This is a genomic window from Inhella inkyongensis (assembly GCF_005952805.1).
Taxonomy (GTDB): Bacteria; Pseudomonadota; Gammaproteobacteria; order Burkholderiales; family Burkholderiaceae_C; genus Inhella; species Inhella inkyongensis.
The window spans coordinates 529872-548018 of record NZ_CP040709.1; the positions used below are offsets into that span (position 1 = coordinate 529872).

The 18147-nt window shown below is 65.3% G+C and carries 25 protein-coding genes; all 25 read left to right on the plus strand.

From position 1 onward, the window contains the following. The first annotated feature begins 60 nt into the window (after nucleotides 1–60). The 25 genes from FF090_RS02625 to FF090_RS02745 all read left to right on the plus strand — a co-directional run bounded on the left by FF090_RS02625 (nucleotide 61) and on the right by FF090_RS02745 (nucleotide 18145). Nucleotides 61–966: a DMT family transporter gene (locus tag FF090_RS02625; RefSeq protein WP_138855254.1), complete on the plus strand. Its 906-nt coding sequence runs from the start codon at nucleotides 61–63 to the stop codon at nucleotides 964–966. Next, nucleotides 963–1562, plus strand: a complete 600-nt coding sequence (locus FF090_RS02630) for a LysE family translocator (RefSeq protein ID WP_138855255.1) — start codon at nucleotides 963–965, stop codon at nucleotides 1560–1562. Before FF090_RS02625 ends, FF090_RS02630 begins: the two co-directional genes overlap by 4 nt. Further along, on the plus strand, nucleotides 1562–2317 hold the full coding sequence (locus tag FF090_RS02635; RefSeq protein WP_138855256.1) for an aspartate/glutamate racemase family protein: 756 nt from the start codon (nucleotides 1562–1564) through the stop codon (nucleotides 2315–2317). Before FF090_RS02630 ends, FF090_RS02635 begins: the two co-directional genes overlap by 1 nt. Nucleotides 2318–2339: 22 nt before the next feature. Then, entirely contained in the window at nucleotides 2340–3554 is a 1215-nt protein-coding gene (locus tag FF090_RS02640) for an aminotransferase-like domain-containing protein (RefSeq protein WP_175423487.1), read from the plus strand. A 1-nt stretch (nucleotide 3555) separates the two neighbouring features. Next, nucleotides 3556–3990, plus strand: a complete 435-nt coding sequence (locus tag FF090_RS02645) for a hypothetical protein (protein WP_138855258.1) — start codon at nucleotides 3556–3558, stop codon at nucleotides 3988–3990. Continuing rightward, a complete protein-coding gene (locus FF090_RS02650; protein ID WP_138855259.1) occupies nucleotides 3987–4448 on the plus strand; it encodes a GNAT family N-acetyltransferase in 462 nt (153 codons plus the stop codon). Before FF090_RS02645 ends, FF090_RS02650 begins: the two co-directional genes overlap by 4 nt. Then, nucleotides 4445–5275: a PhzF family protein gene (locus tag FF090_RS02655; protein WP_138855260.1), complete on the plus strand. Its 831-nt coding sequence runs from the start codon at nucleotides 4445–4447 to the stop codon at nucleotides 5273–5275. The genes FF090_RS02650 and FF090_RS02655 overlap by 4 nt, the downstream gene beginning before the upstream one ends. Next, the gene (locus FF090_RS02660) at nucleotides 5272–5631 is read left to right on the plus strand and encodes a GFA family protein (protein WP_138855261.1); all 360 of its coding nucleotides are present in this window, start codon (nucleotides 5272–5274) and stop codon (nucleotides 5629–5631) included. Before FF090_RS02655 ends, FF090_RS02660 begins: the two co-directional genes overlap by 4 nt. After that, complete coding sequence (locus tag FF090_RS02665) at nucleotides 5628–6377, plus strand: alanyl-tRNA editing protein (RefSeq protein WP_138855262.1); 750 nt, start codon at nucleotides 5628–5630, stop codon at nucleotides 6375–6377. The genes FF090_RS02660 and FF090_RS02665 overlap by 4 nt, the downstream gene beginning before the upstream one ends. A 214-nt stretch (nucleotides 6378–6591) precedes the next feature. Next, the gene (locus FF090_RS02670; RefSeq protein ID WP_138855263.1) at nucleotides 6592–7101 is read left to right on the plus strand and encodes a GNAT family N-acetyltransferase; all 510 of its coding nucleotides are present in this window, start codon (nucleotides 6592–6594) and stop codon (nucleotides 7099–7101) included. A gap of 49 nt (nucleotides 7102–7150) precedes the next feature. Further along, complete coding sequence (locus FF090_RS02675) at nucleotides 7151–8041, plus strand: SMP-30/gluconolactonase/LRE family protein (RefSeq protein WP_138855264.1); 891 nt, start codon at nucleotides 7151–7153, stop codon at nucleotides 8039–8041. Nucleotides 8042–8207: 166 nt separating this feature from the next. Next, the gene (locus FF090_RS02680; RefSeq protein ID WP_138855265.1) at nucleotides 8208–8690 is read left to right on the plus strand and encodes an ATP synthase subunit I; all 483 of its coding nucleotides are present in this window, start codon (nucleotides 8208–8210) and stop codon (nucleotides 8688–8690) included. 12 nt (nucleotides 8691–8702) lie between these two features. Beyond that, on the plus strand, nucleotides 8703–9572 hold the full coding sequence (gene atpB, locus FF090_RS02685) for a F0F1 ATP synthase subunit A (RefSeq protein ID WP_138855266.1): 870 nt from the start codon (nucleotides 8703–8705) through the stop codon (nucleotides 9570–9572). Nucleotides 9573–9623: 51 nt separating this feature from the next. Continuing rightward, a complete protein-coding gene (gene atpE / locus FF090_RS02690; RefSeq protein ID WP_138855267.1) occupies nucleotides 9624–9872 on the plus strand; it encodes a F0F1 ATP synthase subunit C in 249 nt (82 codons plus the stop codon). A 36-nt stretch (nucleotides 9873–9908) separates the two neighbouring features. Then, entirely contained in the window at nucleotides 9909–10379 is a 471-nt protein-coding gene (locus FF090_RS02695) for a F0F1 ATP synthase subunit B (RefSeq protein ID WP_138855268.1), read from the plus strand. Between the two features lie 2 nt (nucleotides 10380–10381). Beyond that, entirely contained in the window at nucleotides 10382–10915 is a 534-nt protein-coding gene (locus tag FF090_RS02700) for a F0F1 ATP synthase subunit delta (protein ID WP_138855269.1), read from the plus strand. Nucleotides 10916–10958: 43 nt separating this feature from the next. After that, on the plus strand, nucleotides 10959–12512 hold the full coding sequence (atpA, locus tag FF090_RS02705) for a F0F1 ATP synthase subunit alpha (protein WP_138855270.1): 1554 nt from the start codon (nucleotides 10959–10961) through the stop codon (nucleotides 12510–12512). A 55-nt stretch (nucleotides 12513–12567) separates the two neighbouring features. After that, on the plus strand, nucleotides 12568–13446 hold the full coding sequence (gene atpG, locus FF090_RS02710) for a F0F1 ATP synthase subunit gamma (RefSeq protein WP_138855271.1): 879 nt from the start codon (nucleotides 12568–12570) through the stop codon (nucleotides 13444–13446). 32 nt (nucleotides 13447–13478) lie between these two features. Next, complete coding sequence (atpD, locus tag FF090_RS02715; protein WP_175423488.1) at nucleotides 13479–14894, plus strand: F0F1 ATP synthase subunit beta; 1416 nt, start codon at nucleotides 13479–13481, stop codon at nucleotides 14892–14894. Nucleotides 14895–15020: 126 nt separating this feature from the next. Continuing rightward, on the plus strand, nucleotides 15021–15443 hold the full coding sequence (locus FF090_RS02720; RefSeq protein ID WP_138855272.1) for a F0F1 ATP synthase subunit epsilon: 423 nt from the start codon (nucleotides 15021–15023) through the stop codon (nucleotides 15441–15443). Nucleotides 15444–15538: 95 nt separating this feature from the next. Next, nucleotides 15539–16288 (plus strand): beta-ketoacyl synthase chain length factor, encoded by a 750-nt coding sequence (locus FF090_RS02725; protein WP_138855273.1) that lies wholly within the window; start codon nucleotides 15539–15541, stop codon nucleotides 16286–16288. After that, nucleotides 16285–17049: a lysophospholipid acyltransferase family protein gene (locus FF090_RS02730; protein ID WP_138855274.1), complete on the plus strand. Its 765-nt coding sequence runs from the start codon at nucleotides 16285–16287 to the stop codon at nucleotides 17047–17049. Before FF090_RS02725 ends, FF090_RS02730 begins: the two co-directional genes overlap by 4 nt. Beyond that, entirely contained in the window at nucleotides 17046–17309 is a 264-nt protein-coding gene (locus tag FF090_RS02735; protein ID WP_138855275.1) for a phosphopantetheine-binding protein, read from the plus strand. The genes FF090_RS02730 and FF090_RS02735 overlap by 4 nt, the downstream gene beginning before the upstream one ends. Nucleotides 17310–17321: 12 nt before the next feature. Next, a complete protein-coding gene (locus FF090_RS02740) occupies nucleotides 17322–17600 on the plus strand; it encodes an acyl carrier protein (RefSeq protein ID WP_138855276.1) in 279 nt (92 codons plus the stop codon). A gap of 8 nt (nucleotides 17601–17608) precedes the next feature. Then, nucleotides 17609–18145: a COG4648 family protein gene (locus FF090_RS02745; protein ID WP_310732985.1), complete on the plus strand. Its 537-nt coding sequence runs from the start codon at nucleotides 17609–17611 to the stop codon at nucleotides 18143–18145. Nucleotides 18146–18147: the final 2 nt, after the last annotated feature.

Consider the following 18147-nt stretch of genomic DNA (forward strand, 5'->3'; position numbering starts at 1 on the left):
GTTGCTTGTTCTTCAAAGTGTATTGGTCGTGTATTGGTCTGTCGACCCAGAATCGAGACCATGCATTCCGCCAGTCCTCCGATTCCCCGCCGTGCCTGGTTGTTGGCTGCCTTGGGCGTGCTGGCCTTTGCGCTCAGCATCCCCATGACGCGCCTAGCCAGTGGCAGCTCGGCCGAGCCGGCGCTGCCACCGATGTTTGTGGCGATCGGGCGCGCAGTCGTGGCGGGGCTGCTGGCTTCGGTTTATCTGCTTTACGTGCGGGCACAGCGTCCGAGCCCGGCGCAGTGGCGCAGCCTGGCCGCCATGGCGGCGGGTGTGGTGTTTGGTTGGCCGCTGTTCCTGGGCTGGGCGGTGCGTGAGGTGGATGCCATCCATGCCGCTGTGATCTCAGGTCTGTTGCCCTTGGGCACGGCGGTGGCCGCCAGCTGGGCGCTGGGCCAGCGCGCCGGGCTGCGTTTCTGGACCTGTGCCTTGCTGGGCCTGGTCTGGGTGCTGCTGTTTGCCGCCTGGCGCGGCGCCGGTGCGCTGGCGGTGGCCGATTTGCTGCTGTTGGCGGCCGTGGCCTGCTCTTCCTTCGGCTATGTGCATGGCGCCCGACTGTCGGGCCAGATGCCGCCCGAGCAGGTGATCTCCTGGGCCCTGGTCCTGTGCCTGCCCCTGACCCTGCCGCTGGCGGCCTGGGTCTGGCTGGTGCAGGGCGTGGGCCTGAACGTGCCCGCGCCGGCGTGGGGAGGCTTCGCTTATGTGGCGGTGGTCTCGATGTGGATGGGCTTCTTCCCTTGGTACCGCGCGTTGGCCCTGGGCGGCGCGTTGCGGGTGGGCCAGGTGCAGACCCTGCAACCCTTTCTTTCGGTGCTGCTGGCTGTGCCGTTGCTGGGGGAGCAGTTGGATCTGGCCGTGCTGGGCTTCTTGGTACTGGTGCTTGCAACGGTTGTCATGGGGCAACGCAGTAGGAGCCTGGCATGAGCGGGGAAGTCCTGTTGGCGTTCTGCCTGTTCGCCTGCGTGTCCTCGGTGACGCCGGGGCCGAACAATCTGATGGTGTTGGCCTCGGGCGTGAACCACGGCTTTCGGGCTTCGATCCCGCATGTGCTGGGCATCGGCATCGGCTTTGGGGTGATGCTGGTGGCGGTGGGGCTGGGGCTCGGGCAGTTGTTCGAGCGCTGGCCTCTAGCCTATGAGTTGCTGAAGTGGCTGGGTGCGGCCTATCTGGTCTATCTGGCATGGGCGATCGCGCGCTCCGGCGCCCCCGAACTCCAGTCGAGCAAAAGCGGCCGGCCGATGACCTTTCTGGAGGCCGCTGCCTTTCAGTGGGTCAATCCCAAGGCCTGGATCATGGCCGTGGGCGCCTTCAGCACCTATGTGCCCGGGCATGGTTTGTGGGCGGTGCTGCTGGCCACGGGGGTGTTTGTGATGATCAATATCCCCTCGGTCTCGCTGTGGGCCTGGTGCGGCAGCGCGCTGCGCGCTTGGATGGCGGTGGGGGTGCGGCAGCGCTTGTTCAATTTGGGGATGGCGCTCTTGTTGCTGCTGTCCCTGGTGCCCCTCTTTTTGGAGCGGTGATGAGTCGGATGTTGGGGATGCTGGGGGGCATGAGCTGGGTCTCGACCGCTCAGCTCTATGCGCAGATCAATCAAGGCGTGGCCGAGGCCCGAGGGGGCCTGCACAGTGCCCGCCTGCTGATCCATAGCGTGGACTTCGCGCCGCTGGCGGCCGCCCAGGCGGGCGGTGATTGGGCGGGCATTGCCCAGGCGCTGGGAGAGGCCGGCGCCGGCCTGCGCCGGGCGGGTGCCGAGGCCCTGATCCTGGCCACCAACACCATGCATGCCGTGGCCGATGACATCGAACAGCGGGCCGGCTTGCCGCTGCTGCATCTGGTGGACATCACCGCCCAATCCTTGAGCGAGCGGGGCATGGAGCGCGTCGGCCTGCTCGGAACCCGATTCACGATGGAGCTGCCCTTCTATGGCGAGCGATTGCAGCGGCATGGCATGACGGTGCGGGTTCCTGGGCCGTCAGGGCGCGAGGCTGTCCATCGCGCGATCTACGAGGAGCTCTGCCACGGCCGCGTCAGCCCGCAGACCACCGCGCTATTGCAAGCGCAGGTGGAGCACCTGGCCGAGGCGGGCGCCCAGGCGGTGGTGCTGGGCTGTACCGAGTTGATGCTGGCGCTGCCGCCTGATACGCCAGCGGCCCTGCCTCTGCTGGACAGCACATCGCTGCAAGCTCAGGCGGCGGTGCGCTGGTTGCTGGCGGATGACCCCCGCAACCCGGTGCCGACCGCTCGGTCGGGCGCCGTCGCACAATCCGCACCCTGAATTCCACCAACCGCCTCCCATCATGAACAGCCCCTGGAACCTGGCGCACCGTGCTGCGCGCATGAACCCCTCGATCATTCGCGAGATCCTCAAGGTCACCGAGAAGCCCGGCATCCTGTCGATGGCGGGTGGTCTGCCCAGCAGCGACACCTTCCCCATCGAAGAACTCAAGGCCGCCTGCGACAAGGTGCTGACCGACAACCCGCGCGAGGCCCTGCAGTACGCCGCCAGCGAGGGATTCGCGCCCCTGCGTGAATGGGCGGCCGCGCGCGTGAATGCCGAGTTGGGCATGAATGTCACGCCGGACCAGGTGCTGGTGACCAGCGGCTCCCAGCAGGGCCTGGACTTGGTGGGCAAGATCCTGTGCGACCAGGGCGCTCCCGTGGCCGTCGAGACCCCGACCTATCTGGGCGCGCTGCAGGCCTTCACGCCCTATGAGCCGCTGTTCCACAGCCTGGCCAGCGATCACCAGGGCCCGCTGCCGGAGGCGCTGGCCGAATGCCCCAAGGTGGCGCCGGGCACCCGCTTTGCGTACCTGCTGCCCAACTTCCAAAACCCCACCGGCCGTGTGATGCCGGCCGCGCGCCGCGATGCGCTGATGGCTGCGGCGCAGTCGGCCGGCGTGCCCGTGGTGGAAGACAACCCCTATGGCGATCTGTGGTTTGACGAGCATCCGGGCGCTTCGCTCTCCAGCCGTTGGGCCGAGGGCTCGATCTATCTGGGCAGCTTCTCCAAGATCCTGACGCCGGGCTTCCGCCTGGGCTATGCCATCGCGCCCAAGAGCCTCTACCCCAAGCTGCTGCAGGCCAAGCAGGCCGCCGACCTGCACACCCCGGGCTTCAACCAGCGCGTGGTCTACGAGGTCATCAAGGACGGCTTCCTGGACCGCCATATCCCCAGCATTCGCGCGCGCTACAAGGCCAATCGCGATGCCATGGCCAAGGCCATCAAGGCACACCTGCCGGCCGGCTGCGAGTACGAGGTTCCGAAGGGCGGCATGTTCTTCTGGATCCGCCTGCCCGAGGGCCTGAACGCCATCGAACTGCTGCCTTTGGCGGTGGACGCAGGCATCGCCTTCGTGCCCGGCGCGGCCTTCTATGCCAACAACCCGGACCCGCGCGCGCTGCGCCTGAGCTTTGTCACTCTGACGCCGGAGCAGATCGAGAAGGGCGTGGCCATCCTGGGTCAGGTGCTGCACAACGCCCTGAATAGCACCCACGTCATTCCGACGCCTTGATATGACGCTGGGCTTCAAGTTCAGTGCGTTGCTGGCGTTGACCTTGTGTGGGGTGGTTGCCCAAGCGGGATCAGCCACTCCGCGCGCGGCCTTGCAGGCTTTTCTGCAAGCCGAACTGGCAGGCGCGCGCTTGGACAGTGACGGTTGGCGTCGCTTGATCGCGAACCATGTGGAAGCGGGCAGCGACTATGAGGAGCCCGGTTGGGACTCTGTGACGCTGGTGCGCAAGGCCCAGATCGGCCGAATTCAGTGTTCACGTGGCCGCGAATGTCGGGCCAAGGTGCGCTTTGAATTGGAGGGCGCCGATGTGCATCCTGCTGATGAGCAGGAAGACTATGTGCTGCACAAGGGCGCTGATGGGTGGCGAGTAGCAACCTGGCCACATGCCAAGCCGTTCGGGCGACCTCGCGTGCAGTCGACTGCGCATCTCCCATGAGCGTTGGCCTTGAGCGCGGCGGTCGTCGCTATTCCTTGAGCAGCGACCCCGCCGCGCTCGATGTTGACGCGGTGCACGCCATGCTCAGCCGTGCCTACTGGTGCCGGGGCATTCCGCGTGACACCGTGGCCAAGGCGATGGCGCACTCCCTGGCATTCAGTTTGTGGTGCGAAGAGGCGCCTCGCCGTCAGGTGGGGATCGCCCGCTGGGTCACCGACCGCGCCACGTTTGCCTACCTCTGCGATGTGTTCTTGCATGAGGATCACCGCGGGCTGGGCCTGGGTGACTGGATGGTGGGCGAGGGGCTCAAACATCCGGATTTGCAGGGCCTGCGCCGCCAGGTCCTGTTCACCGCCGACATGCATGGGCTCTATGCCCGCCACGGCTTCACCGCGCTGAAGACGCCGGAGCGCGGCATGGAGATCGTGCGCCCCAACCTCTACCAGGACCTCGCGTGAAGCGCCGATTCTTCGAGGTCGATGTCTTCGCCAGCGAGGCCTTGCGAGGCAACCCGCTGGCGGTGGTGGTCGATGCCCAGGGCCTGAGCGACGCCCAGATGCAAGACCTGGCGCGCTGGACCAATTTCAGCGAGACCAGCTTCATCCTGCCGCCCACCGATGCGCGCGCCGATTACTGGGTGCGCATCTTCACGCCGGGTGGCGAACTGCCCTTTGCGGGGCACCCCACTTTGGGAACGGCCTATGCCTATCTGGCCAGTGGCGCGCAGCCACGTCAGGCGGGCTGCCTGGTCCAGCAGTGCGGCGTCGGCCTGGTGCGGGTCAAGCTGCAGGGGCCGGGGCGATTCGCCTTTGATGCCCCGCCGCTGAAGCGCCAGGGCGCCGTCACCGGGAGTGAGCGCCAGCAGGCGCTGGACAGCCTGGGCCTGCAGTCGGTGCTGGATCTGCAATGGGTGGACAACGGCCAGGGCTGGATGGCCGCGCGCCTGGACACGGCGGAGCAGGTGTTGGCGCTGCGTCCGGACTTTCAGCGCATGCGTGGACTCAAGCTGGGCGTGATTGCCCCGCATGCGAAGGGAGCTGATGCGGACTTTGAGGTGCGCGCCTTTGTGCCGGCCCTGGGCATCCCGGAGGATCCGGTGACAGGCGGCCTGCAGGCCAGCCTGGCACGGTGGTTGATCCCGGCGGGCTTGGCGCCCGATCACTATGTCGCCGCGCAGGGTGCGGCTTTGGGGCGTGCCGGCCGCGTCAGTGTGGATCGCGAGGGCGACGCGATCTGGATCGGCGGCCAAGTGCTGCCGGTGGTGGAAGGCCTGCTGACGCTATGAGTCGGTCTTCCGTCCGCTATACAGGGAGCTGCCACTGTGGCGGGGTGCGCTTCGCCATCACCAGCGACTTTCCGGAGCTGACGCAGTGCGATTGCTCGATGTGCAAGCGCCGCAGTGCCACCATTGTCAAGGTGCACGAGTCGGCCTTTGAGCTGCTGGCAGGCGCCGAGCTGCTGACAGAGTACCAATTCCACACCCACACCGCGCGCCACTTCTTCTGCAAGGTCTGCGGCATTTATCCCTTCCACCGCAAGCGCGTCACGCCCGATTTCTTCGGGGTCAACGTGGCCTGCCTGGAACACTTTGATCCGCAGGGCATCCCCTTGCGTCAGGCCGTCGGAGCGGCCATGCCATGAATCTGCCCGCCACCGAAGAGCTGTTTCGCGAGGATTCCACGCTGCTTCACTGTGAGGCTGTGGTGCTGGCGCAGGAGGAGGGCGGTGGCTTGATCCTGGATCGCACCGTGGCTTATCCACTGGGCGGCGGCCAGGCCGGGGATGCCGGCGAGATTCGCGCCGGATCGTTGAGCTGGCGCTTTTCCGACACGCGCAAGAGCAAGCTGCATCCGGGGGCCATCCTGCACCTCATCGAGGGCGAGGGGCCGACGCCGGAGACGCGAGTGACGGTGGCCATCGACGCGCCGCGGCGGGAAGCGCATCGGCGCTTTCATACCGCCACCCATCTGCTGTGTGCGCTGCTGCCCTATCCGGTGGATGGCTGCTCCATCACCGAGACCACTGCGCGCCTGGACTTTCACACCGACGAGGCCTTCGACAAGGCGGCGATCGAGTCGGGGTTGCGGCGACTGGTGGCGGAAGCCCGCCCGGTGCGTCAGCGCTGGATCAGCGAGGATGAGCTGGATGCCAACCCCGGCCTGGTGCGCAGCATGAGCGTGCAGCCGCCGCGTGGATTGGGGCGTGTGCGGGTGATCGAGGTCGAAGGGGTGGATCTCCAGCCCTGCGGCGGTACGCATGTGAACAACACCGCCGAGATCGGCGCCCTTGTCGTCACAAAGATTGAGAAAAAGTCCGCGAAGACCCGCAGGGTCGTCCTGGGCTTTGCCCAGGTCGGCGCAGCCGGGAGCGGACTTTCTCCGGCGTAGGCTCATGTCGCGCAGCGACGTGAAGGCCGCAAAGCGGCCAGGCCGTAGCCAAAAGAAATCGGCCAAGACCCGCAGGGCTGAGGCCGGACAGGAGGGCGCACCAATGGGCGGCCTCCCGCCTGCCGAAGGGAGCCGGCATGCAGGCCGGCTCGACGTGCTTGGCTTTGCCGAGTCGGGCGCAGCCTGAAGGCCTGACTACACTGCGGCGCTCATCATGAACGCCCCCGAGATACAACTGCTCCCGCCGGCTGACACCGCACAGTGGAGCGAAGCCCGTCAGATCTTGCGCGAGTACGCCGAGCAATTGGGCGTGGACCTTTGTTTCCAGGGCTTCGAGGCCGAGCTGGTCGAGTTGCCGAATCACTACGGCCCGCCTCAGGGCTTCTTCCTGCTGGCCTGGCTGGACGGCGCCCTGGCCGGTTGTGTGGGCTTTCGTGCCCTGGCAGATGTGGACTACCCCAACGCATGCGAGATGAAGCGGCTGTTCGTGCGGCCGGCATTTCGGCGTTTCGGGCTGGGCCGACTGCTGGCGCAGGCCTTGATCGAGCGAGCCCAAGAGGCGGGCTACTCCACCATGCTGCTCGACACCCTGGACGACATGGAGGCCGCGCGCGGCCTGTATGAAACCCTGGGTTTCGAAGAGGTGCCGCCCTACTACTACAACCCCATCCCAGGTGCCCACTACCTGAAGGTGGACCTGCTGGCGCCGCGCACCAGCTTCTAGGCGCCTGCCGGCTTTGGGTTACGGCGGATTACCGCCCTACAGTGCCCGGATGGAATTTCAAGCACTGGGCACGCACCGATGCGAGCTGGGCGAGTCGCCGCTGTGGCATGCGCAAGAGCAAGCCCTATACGCCGTCGACATTGCTCGGCGCGAACTGCTGCGCTGGTCCTTCGGGCGGGAGTCTCCTGCGGTGTGGGCGTTGCCCTCGGAGCCGGGGTGCATTGCGCTACGCGCGGCCGGTGGCTTGTGGGTGGCGTGTCGGGATGGGCTCTTTGCTTTTGATCCTGCCAGCGGTCACAGCACCCTCTGCCAGCCTCCGCCGTTTGACCCGGCCCGGCAGCGCTACAACGATGGCCGGGTGGATGTCGCAGGTCGGCTGTGGGTCGGCAGCATTGACGATGCCCGCGAGCCGCAGGCGGCGCTCTACCGGCTCGATGCCCCGGGCCCACAGCGCGTGGCGGATGGCATCACGACCTCCAATGGTCTGGCCTGGAGCCCCGACGGGCGATGGATGTATTGGGCTGACACCAAGGCGCACGCGGTCTATCGGCTGCCTTTTGATGCCGGGCGAGCTCAAGTGGGCGACCGGCAGACCTGGTTGAAATTTGCGCCGCGAGCACCGGGGCAGTCGCTGGAGCACTACGGCGGGCGCCCCGATGGGGCGGCAGTCGATGCGGAGGGCTGCTACTGGGTGGCGATGTACGAGGGGCAGCGGCTGTTGCGCTTCTCGCCCCGGGGGGAGTTGTTGCGAGAGTGCGCGCTACCGGTGCGCTGCCCCACCATGCCCTGCCTGGGCGGGCCGGATTTGAGAACGCTCTACCTGACCACCGCCCGCCAGGGGCGTCCAGCGGAGGAGTTGGCGCGCCAGCCGCTGGCCGGTGCGGTCTTGAGCCTGCGGGTTGACGTACCGGGCTTACCGGCTACGGCCTGCGCGCTCTAAGGCAGCCCTAAATAAGTCCTCGCTTGGGCCGCATTCCTGCCACGGCAGCGTCGGTCGCAAGCTGCGTTCGATCAAAAGTCATGGACAGAAACCACAGGTTTCCACCTATACTCCCAGGGTTTTGCCGACCGGTGTGAGCCGGTCGTGTCATTTCTCAAGGGTCTGCATGTCGGAATCTTCATCACCTGCTGCCGATCCCTGGGATGCCGACGCGGCCGAGTCGCAACCCGCAGCCCCTTGGACCCGGGAACAGGTTCAGGTGCTGGAGCGTGAGCAGCCTTCGCTCTCGCCCTGGCGTGTGGTGGGGTTGCAGGCACTGGTGGGTGCGGTGCTGGTGGTCTTGTGGGCGCTGTGGGGCTCGCGAGGTCAGACCCAGGCGGCTTCTGCCCTCTGGGGTGCTGCTGCGGTGGTGTTGCCTTCGGCTGCAATGGCCTGGGGTATGCGCCGGCGCAGTGCGCAAGCAGCCGCAGCGCTTCTGGCCTTCATGGTCTGGGAGCTGGTGAAGATTGTGTTGACCGTGGCCATCCTGGTGGCGGCGGTGAAGTTGCAGCCTGATCTGAGTTGGCCAGCTCTGCTGGTGGGTCTGATCGGCTGTTTGAAGGTGCATCTGTGGGGTCTTTGGGCCCTACGTGTGAAGACTAACGAATAAGAGCGAGCGACGATGAGCAGCGAACAGCACGCGCCCAGCGCCGGTGAGTACATCCAGCACCACCTGCAACACCTCCAGAAGGACTTTTCCTTCAACAGCGTGAAGCAGACCGACATCGTCGACTTCAGCCTGTTTAACTTTGACTCGCTGTTCTTCTCCGTCACGCTGGGCATGCTGGTGCTGTTCCTGCTGTGGCGCGGTGCGCGCAAGGCCAGCTCGGGGGTGCCCGGTCGCGCTCAGGCCTTCGTCGAGATGCTGGTCGAGCTGGTGGATGGTCAGGCCAAGGGCGTGATCCACAACGAAGGCAGCCGTCGTTTCGTCGGCCCGGTCGCCCTGACCGTGTTCGTCTGGATCTTTGCCATGAACTTCATGGACATGTTGCCGGTCGACTTCCTGCCGCTGATCTGGCACAGCGCCGGTCCGGCCCTGGGCTTCAAGGACTACCTGCGCGTTGTGCCTTCGGCCGACCTGAGCACCACGCTCGGCATGTCGACCATGGTGCTGCTGCTGTGCATCTACTACAACATCAAGATCAAGGGCCTGGGCGGCTGGGGTCATGAGCTGATCTCGGCGCCGTTCGGCAACCACTTCCTGCTGTGGCCCTTCAACTTCCTCATGCAGATGATCGAGTTCGTCGCCAAGACGGTCTCTCATGGCATGCGACTGTTCGGCAACATGTTTGCCGGCGAACTGGTGTTCATGCTGATCGCCCTGATGGGCGGCGCGTGGGCGCTCAATGCCACCGGCATCAGCCTGGCATTGGGTCATGTGGTGGCTGGCACGATCTGGACTTTGTTCCACATCCTCGTGATCGTTCTGCAAGCCTTCATCTTCATGATGCTGACGCTGATCTATATCGGCCAGGCTCACGACGCCCACTAAGCGTCTCTTTCCTTCGTTCTCTCTTTCCCTTACCCCTCTAGGAGCTCTCAAATGGAAAACATCCTCGGCCTCGTTGCTCTGGCTTGCGGCATCATCGTTGGTCTGGGCGCTATCGGCGCTTCGATCGGTATCGCTCTGATGGGTGGCAAGTTCCTGGAGTCTTCGGCTCGCCAGCCCGAGCTGATGAACCAACTGCAGACCAAGATGTTCATCTTGGCTGGTCTGATCGACGCCGCCTTCCTGATCGGTGTGGCTATCGCCCTGCTGTTTGCCTTCGCGAACCCCTTCGTCCTGAAGTAATCACTGCTCCCTTTCACGCTTGAAAGGAATTAAGCCGTGAACATCAACGCAACCCTGTTCATTCAGTGGATTCCGTTCCTGGTTCTGGCCTGGTTTACGGCGCGCTTCATTTGGCCGCCGATCACCAAGGCCTTGGACGAGCGGGCGGCCAAGATCGCTGACGGACTGGCGGCTGCCGACAAGGCCCGTGCCGAGTTGGCCAACGCCAACAAGGCCGCTGGCGACCAAATGGCGCAAGCCCGGGTCGAGACGACCAAGCTGATCGGCGACGCCGAGAAGCGTGCCGCTGCCATCGTCGAAGAAGCCAAGCGCCGTGCCGAAGAGGAAGGCGCCAAGATCCTCGCGCAAGCCAAGGCGGACGCCGACCAGCAGGTCGTGCGTGCCCGAGAGGCCCTGCGCGACCAGGTCGCGGTGCTGGCCGTCAAAGGTGCCGAGCAAATTCTGCAGCGCGAAGTCAACGCCGGCGTCCACGCCGAGCTGTTGGGCCGCCTGAAGACGGAGCTCTGAGCATGGCCGAACTCGCCACCATCGCCCGCCCCTATGCGGAGGCGCTGTTTCAAGTCGCGCAGAAGCACGACTTGAACGCTTGGCGCGAGCAGATCGACGCCCTGGCCCTGGTGGCGGGTGACGAAGGCCTGCGCCAATTCGCCGATCACCCGAAGACCAGCGCCTCGCAGGTCTTCGACGTGATCGTCGAAGCCGCCAAGCTGCCTTTGGCCGACGGCATGCGCAATTTCCTGCGCGCCGCCATCGACAACGGACGCCTGGATGCATTGCCCGCCGTGGCTCAGCAATTCCATGCGCTGGCCAGCCAGGCACAAGGCGTGGCCGAGGCCCGTGTGGAGTCCGCCTTCGCGCTGGACGCCGCGCAGCTGACCGACCTGATCGCCGTGCTGGAGAAGCGCTTCGGCCGCAAGCTCAAGGCCGAAGTGACGCTGCAGCCCGAGCTGATCGGTGGCGTGCGCGTCACCGTCGGTGATGAGGTGCTGGACACCTCGGTGCGCGCCCGCCTCGAGCGCATGAAGACCACGCTGACCGCCTAAAAATTCCAACGCCCGGGGTGCAAGCCTCGGGCGGGAGACCAAGATGCAACTGAACCCTGCAGAAATTTCTGAACTGATCAAGAGCCGTATCGAGGGCCTGGCCCCGAGCGCGGACATCCGCAATCAGGGCACCGTCGTGTCGGTGTCCGACGGCATCGTCCGTATCCACGGCCTGTCGGACGTGATGCAGGGTGAGATGCTGGAATTCGCCGCTGATGCCAGCGGTCAGCCCAGCTACGGCCTGGCCCTGAACCTCGAGCGCGACTCCGTCGGCGCCGTGGTGCTGGGTGCTTACGAGCACATCTCCGAAGGCCAGACCGTCAAGTGCACCGGTCGCATTCTGGAAGTGCCGGTGGGCCCCGAGCTGGTGGGCCGCGTGGTGAACGCCCTGGGCCAGCCGATCGACGGCAAGGGCCCGATCAACGCCAAGATGACCGACGTGATCGAGAAGGTCGCTCCGGGCGTGATCGCGCGCAAGTCGGTGGACCAACCCGTGCAGACCGGCCTGAAGTGTATTGACACCATGGTGCCGATCGGCCGTGGCCAGCGCGAGCTGATCATCGGTGACCGTCAGACGGGTAAGACCGCTGTCGCCATCGACACGATCATCAACCAGAAGGGCCAGAACATGGTCTGCGTCTACGTCGCCATCGGTCAGAAGGCGTCGTCGATCAAGAACGTGGTGCGTGCTCTGGAAGCCAACGGCGCGATGGAATACACCATCGTCGTGGCCGCCTCGGCCGCCGAATCGGCCGCGATGCAGTATGTGTCGGCCTACTCCGGCTGCACGATGGGTGAGTACTTCCGCGACCGCGGCCAAGACTCGCTGATCATCTATGACGACCTGTCCAAGCAGGCCGTGGCCTACCGTCAGGTGTCGCTGTTGCTGCGCCGCCCGCCGGGTCGCGAAGCCTTCCCTGGCGACGTGTTCTATCTCCACAGCCGTCTGTTGGAGCGCGCCGCTCGTGTGAACGCCGACTACGTCGAGGCCTTCACCAAGGGTGAAGTCAAGGGCAAGACCGGTTCGCTGACGGCCCTGCCGATCATCGAGACCCAAGCCGGTGACGTGTCCGCCTTCGTGCCGACCAACGTGATCTCGATCACTGACGGCCAGATCTTCCTGGAAACCAACCTGTTCAACTCGGGTATCCGTCCGGCCATTAACGCCGGTATCTCGGTGTCCCGCGTGGGTGGTGCGGCCCAGACCAAGCTGATCAAGGGCCTGTCCGGCGGTATCCGTACCGACTTGGCGCAGTACCGTGAACTGGCTGCCTTCGCACAGTTCGCTTCCGATCTGGACGCCGCCACCCGCAAGCAGCTGGACCGCGGTGCCCGCGTGACCGAGCTGCTGAAGCAGGCGCAGTACCAGCCGCTGCCCATCAGCCTGATGGCCGCGTCGATCTATGCCGCCAACAAGGGCTTCCTGGATGACCTGGACGTCAAGAAGGTGCTGCCTTTCGAGCATGGCCTGCACCAGTTCCTGAAGACCAGCCACGCCAAGCTGCTGGCCAAGCTGGATTCGGACAAGGCCATGGACAAGGATGCGGAAGCGGAACTGAACGGCGCGATCGCTTCGTTCAAGAAGTCCTTCGCTTGATCTGACGACGTGACGGCGGTGCCTCGGCGGCACCGCCCTCCAAACAGGAGAAGACATGGCGGCAGGCAAGGAAATCCGCACCAAGATCAAGTCGGTCGAGAACACCAAGAAGATCACCAAGGCCATGGAGATGGTCGCGGCGGCCAAGATGCGCAAGGCGCAGGACCGCATGCGTACCGCCCGTCCCTACAGTGACAAGGTGGCGGCGATCGCCGGGCATCTGTCGATGGCCAACCCCGAGTACGTGCATCCCTTCATGGTGTCCAACGACGCCAAGAAGCCGGTTGGCATCGTGCTGGTGACGACCGACAAGGGCCTGTGCGGCGGCTTGAACACCAATATGTTGCGCGCGGTGACGACCAAGCTGCGCGAGATCGACGCCGCGGGCAATAAGGCCCAGGTGGTGGCGATCGGCAACAAGGGCTTCGGCTTCATGAACCGCATCGGCGCCAACGTGGTGGCCCATGCGACCCAGCTCGGCGACACCCCGCATCTGGACAAGCTGATCGGCCCGGTCAAGGTGCTGTTGGACAAGTACGCTGCGGGCGAGTTGTCGGCGGTCTATCTGTGCTTCACCCGCTTCATCAACACGATGAAGCAGGAGCCGGTGCTGCAGCAATTGCTGCCGCTGTCGGCTGAAAGCCTGAAGGACAAGGCCAAGCAGAGTCACGCCTGGGACTATCTGTACGAGCCGGACGCACCCACCGTCATCGACGAACTACTGGTGCGCTACACCGAATCGTTGGTCTACCAGGCCGTGGCCGAGAACATGGCATCCGAGCAGTCGGCTCGCATGGTGGCCATGAAGTCGGCCACCGACAACGCCGGCAACCTGATCAAGGAACTCAAGCTGGTCTACAACAAGACCCGCCAGGCCGCGATCACCAAGGAACTGTCGGAAATCGTGTCCGGCGCTGCTGCCATCGGCGGCTGATGAACTGAATTTGGCAAGACAAGGAAACAGATATGACGAACGTGGCTAAGGCTCAAGGCAAGATCGTCCAGTGCATCGGCGCCGTGGTGGACGTGGAGTTCCCGCGCGACCAGATGCCCAAGGTCTACGACGCCCTCAAGATGGAAGGCTCGGCCCTGACCCTGGAAGTGCAGCAGCAGCTCGGCGACGGCGTGGTGCGCACCATTGCGCTGGGTTCGTCCGACGGCCTGCGTCGTGGCTCGGTGGTTTACAACACCGGCGACACCATCAAGGTGCCGGTGGGCAAGGCCACCCTGGGTCGCATCATGGACGTGCTGGGCAACCCCATCGACGAGCGCGGCCCCGTCTCCGACGAGCTGACCGCCTCCATCCACCGCGCTGCCCCGGCCTACGACGAGCTGAGCCCGTCGCAAGACCTGCTGGAAACCGGCATCAAGGTGATCGACTTGATCTGCCCGTTCGCCAAGGGCGGCAAGGTGGGTCTGTTCGGTGGCGCCGGTGTGGGCAAGACCGTGAACATGATGGAGCTCATCAACAACATCGCCAAGGCGCACAGCGGTCTGTCCGTGTTCGCCGGCGTGGGTGAGCGCACCCGTGAGGGCAACGACTTCTATCACGAGATGTCGGACTCCAACGTGGTGGTGCAGGAGAACCTGAGCGAGTCCAAGGTCGCGATGGTCTACGGCCAGATGAACGAGCCCCCGGGCAACCGTCTGCGCGTGGCCCTGACCGGTCTGACCATGGCCGAAGCCTTCCGTGACGAAGGCCGTGACGTGCTGTTCTTCGTGGACAACATCTACCGTTACACCCTGGCCGGTACCGAAGTGTCCGCTCTGCTGGGCCGTATGCCTTCCGCCGTGGGCTACCAGCCCACCCTGGCCGAAGAAATGGGCCGTCTGCAAGAGCGCATCACCTCGACCAAGGTCGGCTCGATCACCTCGATCCAGGCCGTGTACGTGCCTGCGGATGACTTGACCGACCCCTCGCCGGCCACGACCTTCGCCCACTTGGACGCCACCGTCGTGTTGTCGCGTGACATCGCCGCCTTGGGTATCTACCCCGCCGTGGACCCGCTGGACTCGACCTCGCGCCAGATCGACCCAAACGTGGTCGGCGAAGAGCACTACAAGACGACCCGCGACGTGCAGGCCGTTCTGCAGCGCTACAAGGAACTGCGCGACATCATCGCGATCTTGGGCATGGACGAGCTGTCGCCGGAAGACAAGCTGGCCGTGGCCCGCGCTCGCAAGATCCAGCGTTTCCTGTCGCAGCCCTTCCACGTGGCCGAAGTGTTCACCGGCGCCCCGGGCAAGTACGTGCCGCTGAAGGAAACCATCCGCGGCTTCAAGATGATCGTGGCCGGTGAGTGCGACCACCTGCCCGAGCAGGCCTTCTACATGGTCGGCACGATCGACGAAGCCTTCGAGAAGGCCAAGAAGCTGCAATAAGCGGCGCCTGCGGGCCCGGGGCGTTGTTGCCGTACTCGCTGGACATCAGTCCAGCTCCGTGCGGCGCTTAGCCCCAGACCCGCATGCTTGCTTCTTGCACCTCTTGGAATTAAAGGAAGAAATTCAATGGCAACGATTCACGTCGATGTGGTTTCCGCCGAAGAGAGCATCTTTTCGGGCGAGGCCAAGTTCGTCGCGCTGCCGGGCGAGAACGGCGAGTTGGGCATCCTGCCCCAGCACACGCCGCTGATCACCCGCATCAAGCCCGGCGCGGTGCGCATCCAGCGCGCCGACAACGACCAGGAAGAGTTCGTGTTCGTCGCCGGCGGCATTTTGGAAGTGCAGCCTCATGGCGTGACCGTGCTCGCCGACACCGCCATCCGCGGCAAGGACCTGGACGAAGCCAAGGCCTCTGAGGCCAAGGCCGCTGCCGAAGAGGCCTTGAAGAATGCCAAGAGCGATCTCGATCTGGCTTCTGCTCAGGCCGAACTCGCCTCGCTGGCGGCTCAGATCGCTGCGGCGCGCAAGTTGCGTGGTATGAAGGCCTGAGCCGGCTTCGAACCCGCTAGACCCGTGGCCTCCACGGCCACCACAAGCCCGCCTCTGGCGGGCTTTCTCCTTTCTCAAGCACGCACCTTTCGCCCATGCCCGCCGACACCGCACTGACCATCGCGCGCTGGTCCGCCTGGGCGCCCGGGCTGGAATCGCAGTCGGACTGGCTGCAGTGGCTGGCTGCGCCCTGTGAGTCGCCGCCCCAGGCCGACAAAGGCCCGCCGCTCACCGAGGTGCCGGCCATGGTGCGCCGGCGCATCGAACCTCTGGGGCGCGCCGCCTTGCAGGTGGCGTATTGGGCGCAGGAAGGACTGCCCACCGAGCAAGTCCAGGCCACTCCGCTGGTGTTTGCTTCGCGCTGGGGCGAACTGGCGCGCTCGCTGGGCCTGCTGCAGGACCTGGCGCAGGGGCAACCGCTGTCACCGACGGCGTTCAGCCATTCCGTGCACAACGCCATTGGGGCCCTGTACTCAATTCAGCGGGGCATCCGTGCCAACGTCAGCGCGGTGGCGGCGGGTGCATTCAGCGCCGAGTCGGCTTGGTTGGAGGCCTCGGCCTTGATCGCCGAGGGCGCGCCCGAGGTGCTGCTGGTGGTCTTCGAAGCTCCATTGCCCGAGCCCTATGCCGAGTCGAGCCTGGCCGGCTTGCGTGCTTTTGCGCTGCGCCTGTGTGCCGCTCCAGCGGGCGGGGTTCGGTTAAGCCGCGATGCGGCGCTCGCTGATGAGGGCCAGGATCATGGCCAAGGCGCCTGCGGCTTGCCGGCTGATCTGGGCGCCCTGCGCTTCCTGCTCGGCGACGCGCCCGAACTGCGTCAGGGCGGTTGGCGGTGGGTCCGTTCATGACCTGGTCCAGGCTTTGGCGCATTCCGGTCACTGGCTTGCTGTTTGCGGCCTTTGGTCTGGGGGGCGTGTTGCTGGGCCTGTTGGCCTTTCCGCTGGTGCGTCTGCTCGTGCAAGATCCGGCGCGCCGCGCGCGATGGTCGCGCGCCTTGGTTCAAAGGGCGATGGCCGCCTTCGTTTGGTCCATGCGGGCCGGGGGCATCGTCGATACGCGCATCATTGGCGCCGAGCGGCTGCGTCGAAGGGGCCTGCTGATCCTGGCCAGTCACCCGACCTTGGTCGATGTCGTGGCTTTGATTTCCGTCACGGAAAACGCCGATTGCGTGGTCAAAGCCAGTCTGGCCGATAACCCGTTCACACGTTGGCCGGTACGCTCCTGCAACTACATCCTGAACAATGGCGGCCCTGATCTGTTGGATGCCTGCGCGGCGGGTTTGCGCGCCGGCAGCAACCTGATCATCTTTCCCGAAGGCACCCGCAGTCGCCCGGGCCAGCCCCTGCAGCTGCAACGTGGCGCTGCCCAGCTGGCGCTGCGCGCTGGTGTGGATGTGACCCCGGTGCGCATCCATTGCGAACCGCTGGGCTTGACCAAGGGGAGACCGTGGTGGCATACCCACGGCCGCCCGATGGTGCTGACCCTGGAGGTGGGCGAGGACCTGCGGGTGGCCGACTTTCTAGAGCAGTCGCACGGCGAATACCCGCTGGCGGCGCGGCGCCTGACGGGATACTTGACGGCTTTTTTTTCGCGGGAGTGCAAGGCATGAACGAAGCCTTGGAGTTGGAGATCAAGAACTTGCTGATCGAGGCCCTGAACCTCGAAGACATGGCGCCTGCGGATATCGATCCGGAGGCTGCGCTGTTCGTCGAAGGCCTGGGTCTGGATTCGATCGATGCCCTGGAGTTGGGCATGGCGCTGCAAAAGCGCTTTGGTGTGACGCTGTCCGCAGACTCCGAAGAGACCCGCCGCCATTTCCGTTCCATCCGCGCGCTGGCCAGCTTCGTGGCTTCGGCGCGCAAGGCCTGAGGAGGCCTCGCCATGACCGAGCAAGAAATCTTTGCGCGCCTGCGCACCATCCTGATCGAGACCTTTGACATCGAGGCCGAGCGCATCCGCCCCGACGCCAAGCTGTACGAGGATTTGGACATTGACTCCATCGATGCGGTGGACCTGATCGTCAAACTCAAACCCTTGGTGGGTCGCCGTCTGCAGCCAGAGGCCTTCAAGGCCGTGCGCACCTTGGATGACGTCACGCGGGCGCTGCAGAGCCTGCTGGCCGAGGCCGCAGCGGAAGGCTCGCTCGCCACCGCCGCCTGATCGCGGGCGTGTCCAAGCTGCTGGGGCTGGCCGTCATGGCCAGCTACCCCCTGCTGGTCTATCTGGGCCTGGCCCATGCGGAGCCGCGCGCGCTCGCGCTGCTATTGCTGGCTTTGGGCCTGGCGCGCTACTTGACAGCACGCAGCCAGGCCGCCCTGGGCATGGCCCTGGCGGGGTTGGTGTTGGCCGCTTTGACCGCCTGGTCCAACCAGTTGCTGCCGCTCAAGCTCTACCCCGTGGCGATGAATGCCGCCTTGTTGCTGGTGTTCGCCGGCAGTCTCTTCAAGGGCCCGCCGGTGGTGGAGCGCATCGCACGCCTGCGCGAGCCAGAGTTGGACGCGCGTGGCCAGCACTACACACGCCGGGTGACCCAGGTCTGGTGCCTGTTCTTCATCGGCAATGGCAGCCTGGCCTTGGTGACGGCGCTTTGGGCCGACGAGCGCACCTGGGCGCTCTACAACGGGTTGATTGCCTACGTCCTGATGGCGACCTTGATGGGCGGCGAATGGCTGGTGCGTCGCCGTTGGCGCGCGGCCGCGCCCTAATT

Excerpts from the sequence above, each read along its gene's own strand:
- FF090_RS02665 (WP_138855262.1), top strand. The coding sequence starts at position 5,628 with ATGAATCTGCCCGCCACCGAAGAGCTGTTTCGCGAGGATTCCACGCTG.
- FF090_RS02700 (WP_138855269.1), top strand. The coding sequence starts at position 10,382 with ATGGCCGAACTCGCCACCATCGCCCGCCCCTATGCGGAGGCGCTGTTT.
- FF090_RS02720 (WP_138855272.1), top strand. The coding sequence starts at position 15,021 with ATGGCAACGATTCACGTCGATGTGGTTTCCGCCGAAGAGAGCATCTTT.
- atpE (WP_138855267.1), top strand. The coding sequence starts at position 9,624 with ATGGAAAACATCCTCGGCCTCGTTGCTCTGGCTTGCGGCATCATCGTT.
- FF090_RS02680 (WP_138855265.1), top strand. The coding sequence starts at position 8,208 with ATGTCGGAATCTTCATCACCTGCTGCCGATCCCTGGGATGCCGACGCG.
- FF090_RS02660 (WP_138855261.1), top strand. The coding sequence starts at position 5,272 with ATGAGTCGGTCTTCCGTCCGCTATACAGGGAGCTGCCACTGTGGCGGG.
- FF090_RS02630 (WP_138855255.1), top strand. The coding sequence starts at position 963 with ATGAGCGGGGAAGTCCTGTTGGCGTTCTGCCTGTTCGCCTGCGTGTCC.
- FF090_RS02735 (WP_138855275.1), top strand. The coding sequence starts at position 17,046 with ATGAACGAAGCCTTGGAGTTGGAGATCAAGAACTTGCTGATCGAGGCC.
- FF090_RS02635 (WP_138855256.1), top strand. The coding sequence starts at position 1,562 with ATGAGTCGGATGTTGGGGATGCTGGGGGGCATGAGCTGGGTCTCGACC.
- FF090_RS02640 (WP_175423487.1), top strand. The coding sequence starts at position 2,340 with ATGAACAGCCCCTGGAACCTGGCGCACCGTGCTGCGCGCATGAACCCC.
- FF090_RS02675 (WP_138855264.1), top strand. The coding sequence starts at position 7,151 with ATGGAATTTCAAGCACTGGGCACGCACCGATGCGAGCTGGGCGAGTCG.
- atpG (WP_138855271.1), top strand. The coding sequence starts at position 12,568 with ATGGCGGCAGGCAAGGAAATCCGCACCAAGATCAAGTCGGTCGAGAAC.
- FF090_RS02625 (WP_138855254.1), top strand. The coding sequence starts at position 61 with ATGCATTCCGCCAGTCCTCCGATTCCCCGCCGTGCCTGGTTGTTGGCT.
- atpB (WP_138855266.1), top strand. The coding sequence starts at position 8,703 with ATGAGCAGCGAACAGCACGCGCCCAGCGCCGGTGAGTACATCCAGCAC.
- FF090_RS02730 (WP_138855274.1), top strand. The coding sequence starts at position 16,285 with ATGACCTGGTCCAGGCTTTGGCGCATTCCGGTCACTGGCTTGCTGTTT.
- FF090_RS02670 (WP_138855263.1), top strand. The coding sequence starts at position 6,592 with ATGAACGCCCCCGAGATACAACTGCTCCCGCCGGCTGACACCGCACAG.
- FF090_RS02740 (WP_138855276.1), top strand. The coding sequence starts at position 17,322 with ATGACCGAGCAAGAAATCTTTGCGCGCCTGCGCACCATCCTGATCGAG.
- atpD (WP_175423488.1), top strand. The coding sequence starts at position 13,479 with ATGACGAACGTGGCTAAGGCTCAAGGCAAGATCGTCCAGTGCATCGGC.
- FF090_RS02725 (WP_138855273.1), top strand. The coding sequence starts at position 15,539 with ATGCCCGCCGACACCGCACTGACCATCGCGCGCTGGTCCGCCTGGGCG.
- atpA (WP_138855270.1), top strand. The coding sequence starts at position 10,959 with ATGCAACTGAACCCTGCAGAAATTTCTGAACTGATCAAGAGCCGTATC.
- FF090_RS02645 (WP_138855258.1), top strand. The coding sequence starts at position 3,556 with ATGACGCTGGGCTTCAAGTTCAGTGCGTTGCTGGCGTTGACCTTGTGT.
- FF090_RS02650 (WP_138855259.1), top strand. The coding sequence starts at position 3,987 with ATGAGCGTTGGCCTTGAGCGCGGCGGTCGTCGCTATTCCTTGAGCAGC.